Source organism: Ruminococcus gauvreauii, from assembly GCF_025151995.1.
GTDB classification, from domain to species: domain Bacteria; phylum Bacillota; class Clostridia; order Lachnospirales; family Lachnospiraceae; genus Ruminococcus_G; species Ruminococcus_G gauvreauii.
The window spans coordinates 2,326,825-2,342,255 of sequence record NZ_CP102290.1 but is presented as its reverse complement, the minus strand read 5'-3'; the positions used below and the strand labels follow the sequence as shown (position 1 = coordinate 2,342,255).

The 15,431-nt window shown below is 47.1% G+C and carries 18 protein-coding genes, 1 tRNA gene, 2 pseudogenes and 1 riboswitch; of the genes and pseudogenes, 8 read left to right on the top strand and 13 right to left on the bottom strand.

All coding sequences use genetic code 11. The features are described 5' to 3' along the window. Positions 1-8: 8 nt before the first annotated feature. The 5 genes from NQ502_RS11385 to NQ502_RS11365 form a co-directional block, all read right to left on the bottom strand. Positions 9-764 carry a hypothetical protein gene (locus tag NQ502_RS11385; protein ID WP_028528491.1) on the bottom strand — a complete coding sequence of 252 codons (756 nt, stop codon included), beginning with the start codon at positions 762-764 and terminating at the stop codon, positions 9-11. 20 nt (positions 765-784) lie between these two features. After that, positions 785-1,327 carry a M73 family metallopeptidase gene (locus tag NQ502_RS11380; protein ID WP_028528490.1) on the bottom strand — a complete coding sequence of 181 codons (543 nt, stop codon included), beginning with the start codon at positions 1,325-1,327 and terminating at the stop codon, positions 785-787. Positions 1,328-1,329: 2 nt separating this feature from the next. Further along, positions 1,330-2,880 (bottom strand): hypothetical protein, encoded by a 1,551-nt coding sequence (locus tag NQ502_RS11375; RefSeq protein WP_028528489.1) that lies wholly within the window; start codon positions 2,878-2,880, stop codon positions 1,330-1,332. A 134-nt stretch (positions 2,881-3,014) separates the two neighbouring features. Beyond that, the gene (locus NQ502_RS11370; protein ID WP_028528488.1) at positions 3,015-3,626 is read right to left on the bottom strand and encodes a hypothetical protein; all 612 of its coding nucleotides are present in this window, start codon (positions 3,624-3,626) and stop codon (positions 3,015-3,017) included. A 183-nt stretch (positions 3,627-3,809) separates the two neighbouring features. After that, complete coding sequence (locus NQ502_RS11365; protein WP_028528487.1) at positions 3,810-4,448, bottom strand: signal peptidase I; 639 nt, start codon at positions 4,446-4,448, stop codon at positions 3,810-3,812. A gap of 91 nt (positions 4,449-4,539) precedes the next feature. Next, positions 4,540-4,635: riboswitch (cyclic di-GMP riboswitch) on the bottom strand. A gap of 307 nt (positions 4,636-4,942) precedes the next feature. Between NQ502_RS11365 and NQ502_RS11360 the strand changes: the two genes are divergently transcribed. Beyond that, on the top strand, positions 4,943-6,445 hold the full coding sequence (locus NQ502_RS11360; RefSeq protein WP_028528486.1) for a hypothetical protein: 1,503 nt from the start codon (positions 4,943-4,945) through the stop codon (positions 6,443-6,445). Between the two features lie 65 nt (positions 6,446-6,510). Further along, a pseudogene (locus NQ502_RS11355) lies at positions 6,511-6,819 on the top strand (DUF3786 domain-containing protein); the annotation flags it as partial. A 109-nt stretch (positions 6,820-6,928) separates the two neighbouring features. Here the strand turns inward: NQ502_RS11355 and NQ502_RS11350 are convergent. From NQ502_RS11350 to NQ502_RS11340, 3 genes are read right to left on the bottom strand one after another with little or no spacing between them, the layout of a single operon-like run. Then, positions 6,929-7,069, bottom strand: coding sequence for a hypothetical protein (locus NQ502_RS11350; protein WP_156887904.1), 141 nt, complete (start codon positions 7,067-7,069; stop codon positions 6,929-6,931). Between the two features lie 51 nt (positions 7,070-7,120). After that, positions 7,121-7,573, bottom strand: coding sequence for a DUF3021 domain-containing protein (locus NQ502_RS11345; RefSeq protein WP_028528484.1), 453 nt, complete (start codon positions 7,571-7,573; stop codon positions 7,121-7,123). Between the two features lie 10 nt (positions 7,574-7,583). Further along, positions 7,584-8,024: a LytTR family DNA-binding domain-containing protein gene (locus NQ502_RS11340; protein WP_028528483.1), complete on the bottom strand. Its 441-nt coding sequence runs from the start codon at positions 8,022-8,024 to the stop codon at positions 7,584-7,586. 179 nt (positions 8,025-8,203) lie between these two features. Between NQ502_RS11340 and NQ502_RS11335 the strand changes: the two genes are divergently transcribed. Then, positions 8,204-8,764: a YdeI/OmpD-associated family protein gene (locus NQ502_RS11335; RefSeq protein WP_028528482.1), complete on the top strand. Its 561-nt coding sequence runs from the start codon at positions 8,204-8,206 to the stop codon at positions 8,762-8,764. Between the two features lie 88 nt (positions 8,765-8,852). Here the strand turns inward: NQ502_RS11335 and NQ502_RS11330 are convergent, their stop codons facing one another. The 5 genes and pseudogenes from NQ502_RS11330 to trmB all read right to left on the bottom strand — a co-directional run bounded on the left by NQ502_RS11330 (position 8,853) and on the right by trmB (position 11,136). Continuing rightward, on the bottom strand, positions 8,853-9,554 hold the full coding sequence (locus NQ502_RS11330) for a nuclease-related domain-containing protein (RefSeq protein WP_049898114.1): 702 nt from the start codon (positions 9,552-9,554) through the stop codon (positions 8,853-8,855). A gap of 180 nt (positions 9,555-9,734) precedes the next feature. Further along, positions 9,735-9,807: transfer RNA gene (locus NQ502_RS11325), tRNA-Lys, on the bottom strand. Between the two features lie 108 nt (positions 9,808-9,915). Further along, a pseudogene (gene trxA / locus NQ502_RS11320) lies at positions 9,916-10,245 on the bottom strand (thioredoxin); the annotation flags it as partial. 24 nt (positions 10,246-10,269) lie between these two features. Then, complete coding sequence (locus NQ502_RS11315) at positions 10,270-10,425, bottom strand: hypothetical protein (RefSeq protein ID WP_156887903.1); 156 nt, start codon at positions 10,423-10,425, stop codon at positions 10,270-10,272. 51 nt (positions 10,426-10,476) lie between these two features. Then, entirely contained in the window at positions 10,477-11,136 is a 660-nt protein-coding gene (gene trmB / locus NQ502_RS11310; RefSeq protein ID WP_028528480.1) for a tRNA (guanosine(46)-N7)-methyltransferase TrmB, read from the bottom strand. A gap of 199 nt (positions 11,137-11,335) precedes the next feature. On the opposite strand from trmB, the gene NQ502_RS11305 reads away from it, so the two are divergent. The 5 genes from NQ502_RS11305 to NQ502_RS11285 are packed head-to-tail and all read left to right on the top strand — an operon-like array spanning position 11,336 to position 15,417. Next, positions 11,336-11,647, top strand: a complete 312-nt coding sequence (locus NQ502_RS11305) for a hypothetical protein (protein ID WP_028528479.1) — start codon at positions 11,336-11,338, stop codon at positions 11,645-11,647. 4 nt (positions 11,648-11,651) lie between these two features. Beyond that, positions 11,652-12,692: a V0D/AC39 family V-type ATPase subunit gene (locus NQ502_RS11300; protein ID WP_028528478.1), complete on the top strand. Its 1,041-nt coding sequence runs from the start codon at positions 11,652-11,654 to the stop codon at positions 12,690-12,692. Between the two features lie 21 nt (positions 12,693-12,713). Further along, positions 12,714-14,645 (top strand): V-type ATP synthase subunit I, encoded by a 1,932-nt coding sequence (locus NQ502_RS11295; protein WP_028528477.1) that lies wholly within the window; start codon positions 12,714-12,716, stop codon positions 14,643-14,645. A gap of 32 nt (positions 14,646-14,677) precedes the next feature. After that, on the top strand, positions 14,678-15,109 hold the full coding sequence (locus tag NQ502_RS11290) for an ATP synthase subunit C (protein ID WP_028528476.1): 432 nt from the start codon (positions 14,678-14,680) through the stop codon (positions 15,107-15,109). Further along, entirely contained in the window at positions 15,109-15,417 is a 309-nt protein-coding gene (locus tag NQ502_RS11285) for a V-type ATP synthase subunit F (RefSeq protein WP_028528475.1), read from the top strand. The genes NQ502_RS11290 and NQ502_RS11285 overlap by 1 nt, the downstream gene beginning before the upstream one ends. Positions 15,418-15,431: the final 14 nt, after the last annotated feature.

The following is a 15,431-nucleotide window of genomic DNA, read 5'->3' as shown; positions in this document are numbered from 1 at the left end:
TTAGCCAATCATTGATTTCCAGCCGTCAAATCAATCGTGCCGGAAAATGCAGTGTCTCCCCGGGTCAGATCTTCGTCCGAAGCGGACTTTAACAGTACAAGAGAATATACGCCCTTTCCCTGCAGCTCATATGTATAGCCGCTGCCATTTGCCGTTACCCGATCATCAGTGGCATCCGGTATCACACCGTCCGGAAGGATGAGTGTAATCCCCTGGGCTGCATCGGTACCGGTCAGCGTGACTGTGAGCACAGCCGCTGTGTTTCCCTTGCTGTCCGTCACAGTATACCGGTCCCCGGCTGCCGGGTTAAATGCAGCTGTCAATGTCTTTTTATAAGGTTTTGTTGCGATGGCAGTCACCGTGATTCTTTCCGCGTTTTTATCCGGTGTCACGGTGATCTGTGCACTGTCCGCCGCCCCTCCGGTTAAAGTCCCGGACTCAGAGGACGCAGTGCCGCCCGTCACGGATACATGATAGGAAAGAGTTTCTGAAGTAATTCTTTTGATATCAGCAAAATTATATAAGACAACCGTAAACGTTTCTGCCTGCGGGTCGATCTCATAGACTGCGCCTTGTTCCTCCTCTTTGAGCAGATCGCTGGTGAAGTAAAAATCCTGCGGTTCTGCCACTGCGCTCTGTTCCTGCTGGCGAATGTACCGTGCAATCGTGGCACCCACCAGGGTCAGAAGAAGCAACAACGCCAACATCGCCAGCGCCATGAGGCGCCGCTTTTTCCTGTGGGTTTCCACATGTCGTTGATTCATTTATTGTGCCTCCTGTCCATTCAGATACTTTCCGGTTCATGCTGCTTTGCATCCACCGTCAGTGTCACCATGTCAATCTCGCCGGCATAACGTTCATCGGCATCTTCCACGGCCCATGTCACCGTCAGGCGGTATTGATGCACCGTCTCTGCGGCGGGAAGAAACCCGCCGGTCCATACCTGAGAATTCCCCTGACTACCACCCGAAGCTTCTGTAAATCTTCCCGTACCCGCATCCCCCTCAGAAATGAGCTGATATGTCAGCGGAAGATTACCGGTTGTAACAATCGTGATCGTGTAATCCTGTGCCACCTCACTGACCTCTGTGCCTTTTTTATTGCTGACCTTAAATTCAATCTCTTTTGTACTGCCCGGCTTCAGCCCCCGCAGTGCCTCCGACATATCAATCGTCGTATTCATTTCCATGTCGGCCGTCTGCGCCGTGCCCGTTCCTGTGACGGTTGACTGGTATCGGGCGTAGGTGGCGCCGAGCAGAACTGTGCATGCCATGGCAAGATAGAGCAGATAAGCGATGATCCGCCCTTTTGTCAGATGTTTTCTCAATCTCAGCCCACCTCCTCCGCATGAATCGTCAATTGCAGCGTATACGTCCCCCCCTGACCGCCTGCGGAGGTATCCGCTTCATCTCTGCCTTCGAAGGGCCACTCCCAGTCCAGTCTGTAAACTGTGCTGGTATTCCCTGCTATTGCAGTTTCTAACTTCAATTTTTCATTGCTTTCCAGTGTGCCGGAAGCTCCGCCCTTTTTCTGACCTGACGGCCGCAGGATAAACCGAAGCGGCAGGTAAGAACTGCCCGCCCGCCTGGAAATGCCAACCGTAACGTTCAGTTTCTTATCTCTGCTGTTTTCCAGCCGGAACAAATAATAGCCGCTGGAACCAGGGGCTATCGTCTGCTGCCGATCAGTTTCGCGGTTATAAAACAGGTCAATGACCCGCTGCTGTTCCCATGCAGTGAACGTTCCCTTTCGATTCTCCGCAAATATGTGAAGCTCTCCCTGGTCTTCATTCGTATCTTTATTTCCGTTATCATCATCCCCGCTGTCCGCCGCACCGGGAGTTGGCATCACCGTCACTTCCGGTTCGGGGTTCTGCCAGGGGGTGGTGACTGCAGTCTCTTCCCGCTGTGCACCGGGAGTCGGACGGGGAGTCACCGCAGCCGGTGTCACGGAAACATCCGGCTGTTCCCGTTGCCCGTCACCAATGGGGCTGACGGTCTGATTATTGATAATCACACCGGTGTCTCCCGGTGTGCTGACTGTTCCGTCCGGCATCCGAATCTCACCGCCGGGAGCGATGACCGTTCCATCCGCCAACGTCACTGTCCCGTCAGAAGCAACTTCAATTCCTCCGGTGGAAAATGGCTGGTCAACCAGCACGGTATCATCTGTCTGAACGATATAGGTGGGGTCTTTTGCAGAACCTCCCGGAAATACAATGGTTCCGTCAGGCAGATATAAATTGCCGCCCGGAGTCACAACAACCCCATCCCTGATTGAGGCAGAGCCTCCCGGTGTCGTAACAATCCCGTCTCTTGTGGCATAGGAAAACCGCTCGGTATCTATGTACAATTCCCCGCCGTCCAGGTTGATGTCAATCTCAAGAACGCGCAGTTCAGCGTTAACCGCAATCAGGTATTCGCCGTTCTCCAGTCGTTCAATGGATGCACCCTCACCGGCACTGTCACCGACAATCCTGATGCCGCGCTGTGCCGCCACCGTACCGTCTTTGTTCAATACGGAGATCGTATGATCACCTGCGGTCACGTTCGGAAAAAGAAATCCTCCATTAACAGCGGAAACCGTTCTGACAGGATCACTGTGAAGTTCCAGTGTATGCCCTGCTGCCGGCGAGCCATCGGAATACATAACCCTGCCGGACAGGTGGAGAACAGTCTGCGAAAGCTCCTCCTCAGGAGACAACAATACAGTATCCAGGACCTGCCCAAGAGGAGCCTCGGCCGTGTTTCGCCCCAGAATAAATCCTACAATACTGGACGTCATAAACGTCAAAACGAGCAGCAAAAGAATCAGCGGCAGAAAACGCCGCCTGTCCTGTCTTTCATCGTTCTTTCTATATTCACTGCCTGGTCGTTCCATGGCATGTTCCTCCTTTTCGGGAAACTGGTATTTCAGCCTATGGCAAAAGGCGCGGTATCCCGCTCCCCTTTGCCGAGGGCTGAAAGCCCTCAAAGATTCCGCCCCGGCACAGGGGGCGGAATCGGTGATTGGTTTTAGGCTGTCGGTGTTTCCGGCGTTGCCTGTTTTCCGGTTACGGTGATATCTAATGTCCAGTCTTTATCAGCATACGTATTGTCATTGACAGCAGTTGCATCATCCGCATCAAACGCCCATGACCAGTAAACGGTAATGGTCTCTTTCATAGCGTCAGCAGCAGCACTGTATGGGATAGTAGCATCATCGATCTTAAATTCTGATAATTTTTTTCCTGCATTATCAGCTGTAATTTTACCGGTAGAAAATACCATGTCATCAGGAAGTGCTGTTTTGTCAGCAGCTGCAATCGCTACACTGTAATCAATCCCCACCTCACTTCCGGTTCCGTCAATTACAATATCAAATTGTCCAGTGGTTCCCGGAGCAATCACCTTATCTTTAATGTCCTCTGTTTTGTATGCTGTTCGGGAATCCCCTAAATCCAATGTAAAGTTTTGTGTTCCATCTTTCTCGTTCGCCTTAAAACTCCAGGCAGCAACAGCAGCCGTCGCGCTGCCGCTTACCTCCGTGACGTAACGTGCCATCGTTCCGCCCAACAGACATGCGGTCACCAACGTCAGCGTCAGTGCCATGGCGCCGAAACGCGCTGCATAAGATCTTTTTTTCATAACTTATTCCTCTCTTTCTGTGCTTGATAAGAACCCTCCGGCTGAAGTAGCTGAGCCCGCATAGGGTTCCCGTGTGCCTGCGGCACTTGATATCCCAGGCACACTTTCGTACCCAGTTCTGTATGGTCCGCTGTCCCCCGGCTGTGCCCCGGGAGCCTGGACCAATGCATACTTAAGAATGTTTTATGGTTCTTTCGTATCCGCCCTGTGATCATTTTCTTCTCTGCGAGATTTCAGGGCAGCAAGTTCTGCCTCCAGCTCGGCGGTCCGGGCGATCTCCGCCTTATCCATCCGGCGCCTGCGCCAGATATCCCAGAGAAAAAAGAGCAGCAGCGGACAGATGATAAAGAGAATCATGCCGATGGTTGACTGCATAAATAAGATAACATCACCCAGTCCCCCGACCCGCCCGCCTTTCCAGATTCCCTGAATCTGCTGTTCGGTGACCGCCGCCTGGTCTTCTGCATTATTTGCATCTCCCTGTGTGATATATTGACGTTTCCCGTCCTCACCGGCGGTGATCTCCACTATGCGGTGCGTGACCGCCTTGCCCGACAGCAGATAACAGATAACATCATCCTTTTTCAGCTCATCTGCGCGGATATCATGAATAAATATCAGATCACCAGGCTTTATGGCCGGCTCCATGGAACCGGAAAGTACCACCGCGGGCTTGATCCCGAACACTCCGGGAAGCTCTTCTTGATTTATGTAACTGCTGATGATCAGCACGAGATTAATGATGATAATCGGAATGAATATCACGCACAGGACAATGCCTGCCACCGCTGCCGGTGTAACTCTTTTCTTTTTCTTCTCCATTGGACTCGCTCCTGTCTTTTTTCTGCACTCCTTGCCTGATTCGCCTTTCATGAATGTTAAAACCGGCCTTTCCATGCAAAGCCGGTTTTACAAACGCAACTGGCTGGCTTTCCTCCGGACATTCTCGGGAGGGGAAACCCCTGTAGCTTTGCGACACTGCCTCTCAACAGCTGTGCTCCTTATCTGATTGTTATGAAATCCACCTGTCATATTTTGGCAATGACAGTGACAGTTTCTATCTTTCTAACACTTATTTTTTTGAGGACAGACTTTCTTAGAAGATTTTTTATTGCATATGCAATATTTTTCATGTTTTTCAGGACATGAATTATCTCTTTTGTGATATAATATCTCTTATTTCAGGATACTTCATCTCCTGTTTAATATCAATGCACATGAGCGATTTGGCATTGACACTTTCGTGTCATTAGTGATGACATTTGATTGTGTTTTAAAACTTTTGATGTATATTGGACAAAAAAGGTGGTGATTACATGCAGCTATACGAAAAACTGACATTTATGATGGATCTGACACAAACTACAAACCGCATGCTGGCACGGGAACTTCAGGTTGATCCCTCCCTGATCAGCCGTCTCCGCACGGGATCACGAGGGGTTCCGCGCAACCGGGAATATCTGAAAATTATGGCGCATTTCTTTACAAAACGATGTACGACAAAATACCAGCGACAGGCGCTCTCTGAAATATTGGGCATCAACCTGTCCAGTACAGCGAAAAATGACCAGCTCTCCGAAATCCTCTATTACTGGCTCCTGGGCGATTCCGACGGTGTGGGGCGTTTTATGCGCACTTTTGAAAATCTTACATTCGAGAATGGAAATACTGATTCTCTTCCTGAATCCTGCAGCGTCAATACCAGCAACACACTTTACTTCAACAGTGAAGGAAAACGTGTGGCAGCGCGAACACTTATCAGGCATCTGCTCTCACTGGATGAGCCCAGTACCATTTTATTATACGCAGATCAGTCGGATGAATGGATCTCAGAAGATCCAGAGTTTCTTTGCAATCTGCAGAACTGGGGGTTAAAACTTATACAGAAAGGTTTTCAATTTTGCCATATTACACCTCCTGTAAGTTCCGCTGATCACGCCTTTGATTCTCTTCTTCGCTGGATACCTGTCTATCTTACAGAGAATGCAAACGCATATTATTATCCCCGGATCCGTGATCAGGTTCACAGGCGTACACTGGTACTGGTGCCAGGCAAGATTGCCATGACTTCAAACTCCATAGCAGGCAGGCAATCCGGATATGCAACGATGCTGACCACCGACCTGCGGCTGCTTCAAACGTATGAAACAGAATTTCAGGATTACCTTTCCCTCTGCCGTCCGATGATGGAAATCTATACACTGCCCGAGAAGCTGAAAAAATGTTTTACAAAATTCCTCACTTCTACCGGAACGCGTATTCAGAAACTGCCTGCTTTGTCCGCGGAGACTGCTCCTCCCGAACTGATGGCTTACTGTATCGAGAAAACAAAAAATGAAGATTTGAAGAGATTTGGCAGACTGTACATTGATGAGATGGCAATGATCGAAAGAGAGCGGAATAAGTATGAGCTAATTGACATCGTAAATCTGGCTACCGCGGAGGAAGTTCGTGCCGGTGTGGTTCCTATTATACTCTCCTGCGGCATGAATGAAAAACCTCTTCGTTATACACCGGAGACTTATGTGCTGCATCTGAAAAATATCCTGCGTATACTGGAAAGCTGCGATAATTACCATTTCGTTCCTCAGCGGGGACTGTCCGATAAAGAGGGTGGACTTATGGTAAAAGAGGGACAGCAGGCACTGCTGCTCCGCATGACCTCTTACTTTACCGTCTTTGAAATCTCACAGCCGGATATCGTACTGATCTGCCGGGAGCATCTGTACAGAATCGCTGACAGATCCGGTTATCTGGGCATATACCGCAGAAAAATCATATCACAGATCAAGGAATTGATTCGTGAACTGCAGGCTTGACCCGCTTCAAACGCTTAGCTTGACAAGGAGAATATGAATGTACCCCCAAACCGGAAGACAGGCATCAGCTGGTGATCCTGCACTATCTGCACTGCGCAGACGGCGCCCCGGACTCTTCCCCGCTGGTCACCTTCGGCGGACTGCAGGATGGTCTGATCAGGGGCACGAAATTTGATCATGCCTCGGAAAAAGAAATAAGCCGGTTTATCACGGGTAAACATCCCGCACAGATCCAGGAAGTCTGTCTGGCACTTGGCGCCGTTATTCTGGATTCCAGGGCTGATCGTTATCTCACGATAGAAGATGCCGTTACTGTGGGTGAGATCATGCTGAAGAGCCTGGAGAATACATACCGGCAGATGTATGGGGGTTAAAGGTTATCGTCTCTCTGGTCGTGTATGAGAAACGTCCCCATACCCGCCGGAATCACGAAGCATAACTATCTGGGCGCAAGAACGGCAGACGCCATTGCCATGGAGCACATCAGCCCGGCCTGATTCCAAAAATTGAGACTGCCATTCTGGTAAGCGACTGCTCCAGAAGATGGGGGCTGGCAGCCGGAAGATGAAGCAGGAGAGCCGCCCTTTCCCTTCCCGCACGAGTTGATTTTACTGTGTTTTTCATAGCCTTACATTATCTTTACAAAATTTATTGAAATTTCATCTGATATTAATTTTACCGCTCCCCAATTCTCAAATTCATTTTTCGTATCTTGACTTTCCATATAAAATACTGAACAATCCACACAACAACAAAAATCGCGATGAACACACCAAAATATTTGACAAACCCGATCACTGTATGGTCCATCCAGTTTGTAAAATACGCAATCGGCATCATAATCAGCGACGCGCTCAAGAAATAGATCCCTGTCTGTTTAACGATACTCCATTCATCCATTTCCCATATCAAAGAAATCATTCCAAAAGAAGCTCCCAGCAGCCCGCACAGAAATGTCTGCAAAGCCACCGCATTGATCTCATTTCCCATAGCTTCAATAAGCGCGGGAACACAGGGCTGATAATATCCTTCCCCCCACCTGAAAGATATCACGAGCGAGATTATATTTCCTAACGCAATCCCGAGCGGAAACCCTAAAATTCCCCTTAAAAATATTTGTTTTTTCACTCTTCTCACCTCAAATCCCCAATACTTTTTTGATTTTTGCAACGTAGCGCCTTGAAACATAAGCATTTGTTCCGTCTGACATGGCAACACAGATTGTTCCGGCAAAACTCAGATCGAAACTTTTTACCTTTTTGAGATTTACGATTTCAGAGTTTGAAATACGGACAAAGTAATTTTTATCAAGCCACTCTTCCAGTTCGTAAATCCTCCGGCGAAGCTTATATTCCCCTCCGGAGGTTGCCGCAAACACTTTCCCGGCCGCAGCATAGATCCTAATGATGTCTGACTGTTCCAGTATCTCAAGCACATCTTCCCGGAATCCGGCAAGAATCTGTGGTGTCTCATCTGAAAGCCTCCTGACCAGCGCCTGCACCTCATCGGTTATCTTATCTGTCAGTACAATTACTCTCGGTTCCAGACAAGACGTGTCAATTTTTATTTCAATCTGCATGCAGTATCACCCCCCTTATGGTTACAGTATAGGGTATACGGCACGCCATATCCACAGAAAAACCACAGACGGTCTTTTTTTGAACTTAAGTGGTGACAGGCATAGTCAAGCCTCACGTTTTTTGCTACAATGAGATCAAATACATGTCGAAGGAAAAAGGACAAGAAGGGAGCCTTACTATGAATGAAATGATGGAGTTTTCCAGCAGAGAGGATTTTAGAAAATGGCTGACGGAGCATTGTCTGTCAGAAGAGGGAATCTGGCTGCTGCTCGGTAAGGCAGGCGGACCCAAAACGTTAAAAGCCGGTGAGGCGCTCGAAGAGGCCCTTTGTTTTGGATGGATTGACGGGCAAATGCAGCGCATTGACGACAGATCTTATAAAAAATACTTCTCTATGCGCAGAGAGAACAGCAAGTGGTCCGAAAAGAACAAAGCACTGACCGAAAAGCTTGAAAAACAGGGGCTCATGACAGACTATGGCAGACAAAAAATAGAGGAGGCCAGGAAAAATGGGCAGTGGAACGCCTCAAAACCTGCGGCAATCACAGAAGACCAGATTGCTTCTGTGTCCGAGCTGCTGAAAGAGTATGAACCGGCTTATACTAATTTCCTGTCTATGTCACCGTCAGTCAAAAAAACATATACCCGGGCGTATTTCGATGCTAAGACAGATGCGGGACGAAGCAGCCGCTTATCATGGATGGTTGAGAGGCTTAATAAAAACTTGAAACCGATGTAATTGTATTCGGTCCTTCTCCTCCAGAAAACTCATCACCTGGTTATTTCGCAGCCTGGCTACACCGCCGGGCTCCCGCCTGACCGATTTTTTATTTATATGTATTTTGAATCCGCTCTGCATGTCTCCGCTTCGTTTCTTCGGATACCTTTGTGTAAGGAATCAGCCTTTCATACATGTCATTCACTTCCTGTTCCGTATAAACATCTGCCTGACTTCTGCAGCGGTTAAGAAATCTCTTCAGCTGATCTGAAGTGATCACAAATACGTTTTCACTGCCAATGCTGACCTTTCTCAACCGCGAGCGATTAAAAACAATAAGAGATTTCAATTTGGATTTATCCTGTTTGAGTATCTTGTTAAGATTCTTAATATGGCTGTTGTTCTGCTTTACCGGATTATAAAAAAATGATTTCTTCCCGTTCAATGTCTGGCACCAGTTTCTGCTCTGCTCATCTCCAAAAATCCATCCTCCATAATTTTTATTTTCAACCACAAAGATCCCTTTGGTGGTCAACATGATAATATCTATTTCCGTGAGATCATTTCTATAGTTTGGCACATAACAGTTAAAGATCAATTTTTTATAATATTTTGCCTGCTCCAGTATGATTGACACCCGATATTCTCCTCTCATCCCTGTATCAGACACTACTTTCCAAAATGAAAGGCTGCTCTGCCTGCCATATTGCGAACTTTTATATTTTATGTTTTGGTACACATAAGTAACTGCGATAAAAACTGTCGTCCCGATGATAATCATAATACTCAGTTTATTAATTAAATCCACCATTTCCTTATCCTCCGCATATCCTGTTCCTATTTAGTTGCCATATTCACCTCAAGGGCAACTTGTCTAAAGAACAACGAAGAAATTGAAAACATAATTACTATATATTTCAAAACATGCCTTCTTTACACACAAAAAAACACCGTCCCCGGGGCTTCGCGTCCCCAAAAACAGTGCCTTAAGTGCGCGATCAGGGGTTCGAACCCTGGACACCCTGATTAAGAGTCAGGTGCTCTGCCAGCTGAGCTAATCGCGCTTATTTATTAAATTTTTTATTTTTCGACGCAAAAATTATTATAATAGAAAGGGGTTGAAAAATCAACCCCTTTTTTATATTTTTTTAATTTTTTTGTCAGATATATGATCACAGCACAGATTTCAGTTCTGCCTCAATCTCTTCTTTCGCCCGCATCCCTACGATTTTGGCTGCAAGCTCCCCGTTCTTAAACACAATGAGTGTCGGTATGGACATAACCTTGTAGCGCTCTGCAAGCTCCGGTGCCGTATCAATGTTGACTTTTGCCACCTTGAGTCTGCCGCTGTATTCCCCGGCAATCTCCTCTATGACGGGAGCCATCATTTTACAGGGACCGCACCAGTCGGCATACATATCAACCAATACCGGCTCACTGCCCTCTTTCAGCTGTTCATCAAAATTGTCCTGATTCCACTCGTGTACCATAGAAACCTCCTTTGTCGCTGCAGGGAAGCAGCACGGCTATTTCCCTGACTTACCGCTGTTTTTTTGTTTTTTGTTCATTAGCTGACTCAGCTGGTCAACAGACTGCTGAAGATGACACAGCGTATCGTCCAGCTTTTTATTTTTATATGCCCACTGCATCATTGATGCACGCATACCACGGTTACGGGCCATAAACATCATTCCCCCGCGCTCTTTCTATAGTATATGAAAATTTCCCGAAAGCTATCCTGTAACGACCGGTTTTGCCATAATCATTTTATAAATCGGGTTCCCCAGGGACGAAAACTTCTCTTCATACTCTGTCATGATATTTCCGCTGCACATATCAGGCGTGTGGTGCAGGTCATAGGTATGTCCCAGAAGTTCCCATCCCGCCTCCTTCACCTCTTCCAGCGAGAATTCGAAAAGATCCCTGTTGTCAGTTTTAAATTCGATTCTGCCTTCAGGTCTCAGGATCTTCTCATACCGTTCAAGAAACTGGCGCGAAGTCAGCCGGCGCTTTGCGTGCCTGTCCTTCGGCCATGGATCCGAAAAATTCAGATAGATCCTGTCCACCTCACCCGCCGCAAATATCTCCGGCAGTTCTCTCGCGTCCATTCTCAGAAAATAGAGGTTCAATAATTCATCTGCTTTCTCCTCCCGTTTCTGAATGGCTCTCAGCAGCACGCTGTCATACATTTCAATTCCTATATAATTGATATCGGGATGAACACGTGCCATATCCATGATGAAACGCCCTTTTCCCATTCCGACTTCAAGATGCAGCGGCTGCGCTTTGGGAAACAGACCGCTCCATCTGCCTTTTAACTCCTGTGCATTATGCACTACGAAACTGCTGCTTTCAATAATCTCTTTCGCACCCGGTATATTTCTTAATCTCATAATCCGTTCCTTCTGTTTATTTATGTGTCTCAATACTACTACAAAAACGGGTTAAAAAAAAGACATATGTTCTATTTTTGTGCAATTTGTACAGGACCGCCGGTCAGGTGACATTTTTTCTAATTAGGTATAGTAATTTTTCTAAAAAGGTGTATTATAAAGTGAAGAAGAAAATGATTACCTATTTAAGGAGGCACTCATGGAAACAGTAATCAAAAAGTTATCTGAAATTGAAGTTGCCGCTAAAAAAATAATGGATAACGCAAACGCAGAGTTGAAGGTGCTGGATGCCAGGATGCAGGAAAATTCCGACGCTTTTGATGCTCAGGTTGAAGCCGATACCAGGCGGCGTCTCGGAGAACTTCGTGAAAATCTGGAAAAGGAAAATAATGCGGCCTTAAAAAAACTGAAAGACGATACAGAAAAGGGGCTGACCCATTTAAATCAATATTATGAGGAACATCACGAAGCACTTGCTGATGAAATAGTCAAAAGAATAATCGGGGTGTAGTCTTATGAAAAAAATGCTGTCATACAGCGGCCTCGTAACAAAGATACGCGCCATGCAGAGCAACCTGCTGACGGATGACCAGTACCGGGAGCTGGCGGAGATATCTTCCGTCCCCTTAGCTGTCGCCTACCTGAAGCAGCGTCCGGCGTACAGTCAGATCTGGGCGTCTCTCGACGAAAATGACCTGCACCGCGGTCAGATCGAGAAACTGCTGATCAACGCAGTCTATAACGACTTTGCCCGGCTGTACCGCTTTGCCAACATGGAACAGCGTAAGTTTCTGGATCTTTATTTTAAACGTTATGAAGTCTCTCTACTGAAAAACTGCCTGAACAAAATATTTGACCACCGTGAGGTGGATCTGGACCTGTCCATGTTCAAATCATTTTTTGACCGGCACTCCGAGCTGGATATCAGCCTGCTGGCCGCTTCGGGCTCAATCGAGGAATTCATTGCAAACTTAAAGGGTACGGAATATTACGAACCGCTCAACCATCTGCGGGAAATTGAATCCCCGACACTGTTCGATTACGAGACAGCGCTGGACTTATATTATTTCCGCGTCATCTGGAAAATAAAGGACAAAATTTTTTCCGGAACCGATCTGGAACAGGTCAGGGCCGGATACGGGAACAAGTTCGACATGCTGAACCTTCAGTGGATTCACCGTTCCCGCAAGTTTTATAACATGTCATCTGCAGATATCTATGCACTGATCATACCGATCCACTATAAGTTGAAGAAGGAAGAGATCGCCGCCCTGGTGGAAGCCGAGAATGACACTGCCTTTGAAGATATCCTGAGCAAAACATATTATGGAAAGCATTATGAGATGCTTTCTCCAGATACCATTGAAGATATGTATATCTACATCATGAAGCATATCCTCACAAAAGAATCCCGCCGTGATCCTTATTCGGTTGCTTCCATGTATCATTATCTTTACTTTAAGGATCATGAGATCCGACGTCTGACCGTGGCCCTGGAATGCATCCGATACAGCATTTCGCCGGAGACTACGGTACAGCATATATTTAAATTTTAACGAACCCGGAGGTGTACTTCATTGATTGAAAAAATGAAATTCATAAGCATCACCGGTCCAAAAACGGATATTGACCGTGTCGTAAAGGAATATCTGTCAAAGTATGAAATCCATCTTGAAAATGCCCTCACAGAACTGCAGGGTGTACAGAATCTGGATCCCTTCATTCAGATCAATCCCTACAAGGATTCACTGAATAAGGTCAATGAATTCTGCAATCTGTTCGACGCACAGTCCACAGAAGCCGGCAGTCCGCTCTCACTTGAGGATGCCCTTAAGCTGGTAACAGAAACAGACAGAAGCTATACGGAATACAATACCAGCCTTTTGGATCTGGAACAGCAGCGCACGCAGCTGGAAGAATCCATGAAACGGATACAGCCGTTCCGTGATTTGCACTATAACCTGTCGTCACTTTTGAATTTTGAATTTATCCGTTTCCGTTTCGGCCGGATAGAAAAGGAATATTACAGTAAATTCCGGGATTATGTGTATGCGAATTTTGATACATTTTTCCATCCCTGCGGCGAAGACGACACTTACATCTGGGGCGCCTATTTCTGCCCGAGAGCACAGCTTCAGAAAATTGACGCGGTATACGCGTCCATGCATTTTGAGAGAATTTATCTTCCCGATGAGTATTCCGGAACCCCGGATGAGGCATTCAACTCAATCGAAAAGGATCTGGAAGCGGTTAACGCGAGGATCAAAAACTTGAAAAACAAAATGAAAAGCCTGATGCGTGACAACGCTTCCGGTCTCCTGGCTGCACAGATCACGCTTTCCTCCTATTCATCCAATTTTGACGTGCGCAAGCTTGCCGCGTGCACCAAAGACGAATACGAGGTATTTTATATCCTCTGCGGCTGGATGGCAGAAAAGGATTCCGTGGCTTTCCGCCATGATATCAGGAACGATGAAAATATCTACTGCTTCATGGAGGACGAAAACGGCCATGACCTGGGCACTCCCCCTACCAAACTGAAAAATCCAAAGCTGATCCGTCCTTTCGAAATGTTTATAAGAATGTACGGACTCCCGGCGTATAACGAGATCGATCCGACGATTTTTGTCTCCATCACGTATGCGTTTATCTTCGGATGGATGTTCGGTGATGTCGGTCAGGGACTGTGCCTGTTTATCGGCGGACTGATTCTTTACAGACTGAAAAAAATGGATCTGGCGGCAATCATCAGTACGGCCGGAATCTTCTCAACATTCTTTGGATTTATGTTCGGCAGTTTCTTCGGCTTCGAATCGGATCACCCAATATGGCTGAAACCCAAGGAAGCGACGATGACACTGCCATTTATCGGCACACTGAATACCGTGTTCGTCGTTGCGATCGCATTTGGAATGTTCCTTATCATCGTAGCAATGATCTTCCACATCATCAATGCGGTCAAGGCAAAGGATACGGAGAATATCTGGTTCGACCATAATGCCGTCGCAGGCCTTATTTTCTACGGGGCAGTCGTCGCAGTCGTCGTGTTGTTCATGACCGGTCATACGCTTCCGGCAGCCGCCGTTCTGATCACCATGTTTGTCATACCGCTGCTTTTGATCGTGTTAAAAGAACCGCTCACAAACCTGGTGAAGAAAAAATCGGAGATTATACCCGGCTCCAAGGGGATGTTCTTTGTACAGGGCTTTTTCGAACTGTTTGAAGTGCTGCTGAGTTATTTCTCCAATACGCTCTCATTTGTGCGTATCGGTGCGTTTGCAGTCAGCCACGCCGCAATGATGGAAGTGGTGTTAAGCCTGGCGGGTGCCGAATCAGCGGGCGGTACCAACTGGATCGTAATCGTACTCGGAAATATATTTGTCTGCGGACTGGAAGGACTGATCGTTGGCATCCAGGTTCTGCGTCTTGAATACTATGAACTATTCAGCCGTTTCTATAAAGGAAATGGACGTGAATTCTGTCCATTCATTAAACGGCAACATAAATAATAATAAGAACATATCAAAGGAGGTCATCCATTATGACAACATTAGTACAAATTCTGGTAGCTGCTGCATTGGTGTTAAGCATCATCATTCCATTCGGGGTATACCTGATCGGAGAAAAAAACAGAGGCCGGTATAAGACAGCCATAGGCGTCAATTCCTTCTTCTTTTTCGGAACCATGGTCGTTGCCGCCGGAGTTACCCTTGCAGGCAAGGTAAATGTCCTTGCCGCTGCCGGTGACTCTATGTCCGTCGGTACCGGTATGGCATATCTCGCCGCAGCGCTTGTAACCGGATTATCCTGTATCGGCGGCGGTATCGCAGTAGCCAGTGCTGCTTCGGCTGCTCTCGGAGCGATCAGCGAAGACTCCAGCATCCTCGGTAAATCCCTGATTTTCGTAGGTCTTGCCGAAGGTGTTGCACTCTACGGCCTGATCATTTCCTTCATGATCTTAGGTAAGCTTTAATGAAAATGTATTTGATCAGCGATAATGTGGATACCCAGACCGGTATGCGGCTGGCAGGCGTGGAGGGTGTCGTGGTGCATGAACGTGAGGAACTGCGCCAGGCACTGGAAAACGCACTCGCAGACAGGGACATCGGGATCATACTGCTGACAGAAAAATTCGGCCGGGAATTTCCGGAGATCATCGACGAAGTGAAGCTTTCCCATAAGCTTCCGCTTCTCATCGAGATCCCGGACCGCCACGGCACGGGTAGAAAACCGGATTTCATTACCTCTTACATTAATGAATCCATCGGATTGAAACTATAACCATCCAGTAAAGA

What these genes read in the sequence shown, in the direction of transcription:
- NQ502_RS11385 (WP_028528491.1), bottom strand. Translation starts at nt 764, where the DNA reads ATGAATCAACGACATGTGGAAACCCACAGGAAAAAGCGGCGCCTCATG.
- NQ502_RS11375 (WP_028528489.1), bottom strand. Translation starts at nt 2,880, where the DNA reads ATGGAACGACCAGGCAGTGAATATAGAAAGAACGATGAAAGACAGGAC.
- NQ502_RS11370 (WP_028528488.1), bottom strand. Translation starts at nt 3,626, where the DNA reads ATGAAAAAAAGATCTTATGCAGCGCGTTTCGGCGCCATGGCACTGACG.
- NQ502_RS11365 (WP_028528487.1), bottom strand. Translation starts at nt 4,448, where the DNA reads ATGGAGAAGAAAAAGAAAAGAGTTACACCGGCAGCGGTGGCAGGCATT.
- NQ502_RS11360 (WP_028528486.1), top strand. Translation starts at nt 4,943, where the DNA reads ATGCAGCTATACGAAAAACTGACATTTATGATGGATCTGACACAAACT.
- NQ502_RS11350 (WP_156887904.1), bottom strand. Translation starts at nt 7,069, where the DNA reads ATGAAAAACACAGTAAAATCAACTCGTGCGGGAAGGGAAAGGGCGGCT.
- NQ502_RS11340 (WP_028528483.1), bottom strand. Translation starts at nt 8,024, where the DNA reads ATGCAGATTGAAATAAAAATTGACACGTCTTGTCTGGAACCGAGAGTA.
- NQ502_RS11335 (WP_028528482.1), top strand. Translation starts at nt 8,204, where the DNA reads ATGAATGAAATGATGGAGTTTTCCAGCAGAGAGGATTTTAGAAAATGG.
- NQ502_RS11330 (WP_049898114.1), bottom strand. Translation starts at nt 9,554, where the DNA reads ATGGTGGATTTAATTAATAAACTGAGTATTATGATTATCATCGGGACG.
- NQ502_RS11315 (WP_156887903.1), bottom strand. Translation starts at nt 10,425, where the DNA reads ATGGCCCGTAACCGTGGTATGCGTGCATCAATGATGCAGTGGGCATAT.
- trmB (WP_028528480.1), bottom strand. Translation starts at nt 11,136, where the DNA reads ATGAGATTAAGAAATATACCGGGTGCGAAAGAGATTATTGAAAGCAGC.
- NQ502_RS11305 (WP_028528479.1), top strand. Translation starts at nt 11,336, where the DNA reads ATGGAAACAGTAATCAAAAAGTTATCTGAAATTGAAGTTGCCGCTAAA.
- NQ502_RS11300 (WP_028528478.1), top strand. Translation starts at nt 11,652, where the DNA reads ATGAAAAAAATGCTGTCATACAGCGGCCTCGTAACAAAGATACGCGCC.
- NQ502_RS11290 (WP_028528476.1), top strand. Translation starts at nt 14,678, where the DNA reads ATGACAACATTAGTACAAATTCTGGTAGCTGCTGCATTGGTGTTAAGC.
- NQ502_RS11285 (WP_028528475.1), top strand. Translation starts at nt 15,109, where the DNA reads ATGAAAATGTATTTGATCAGCGATAATGTGGATACCCAGACCGGTATG.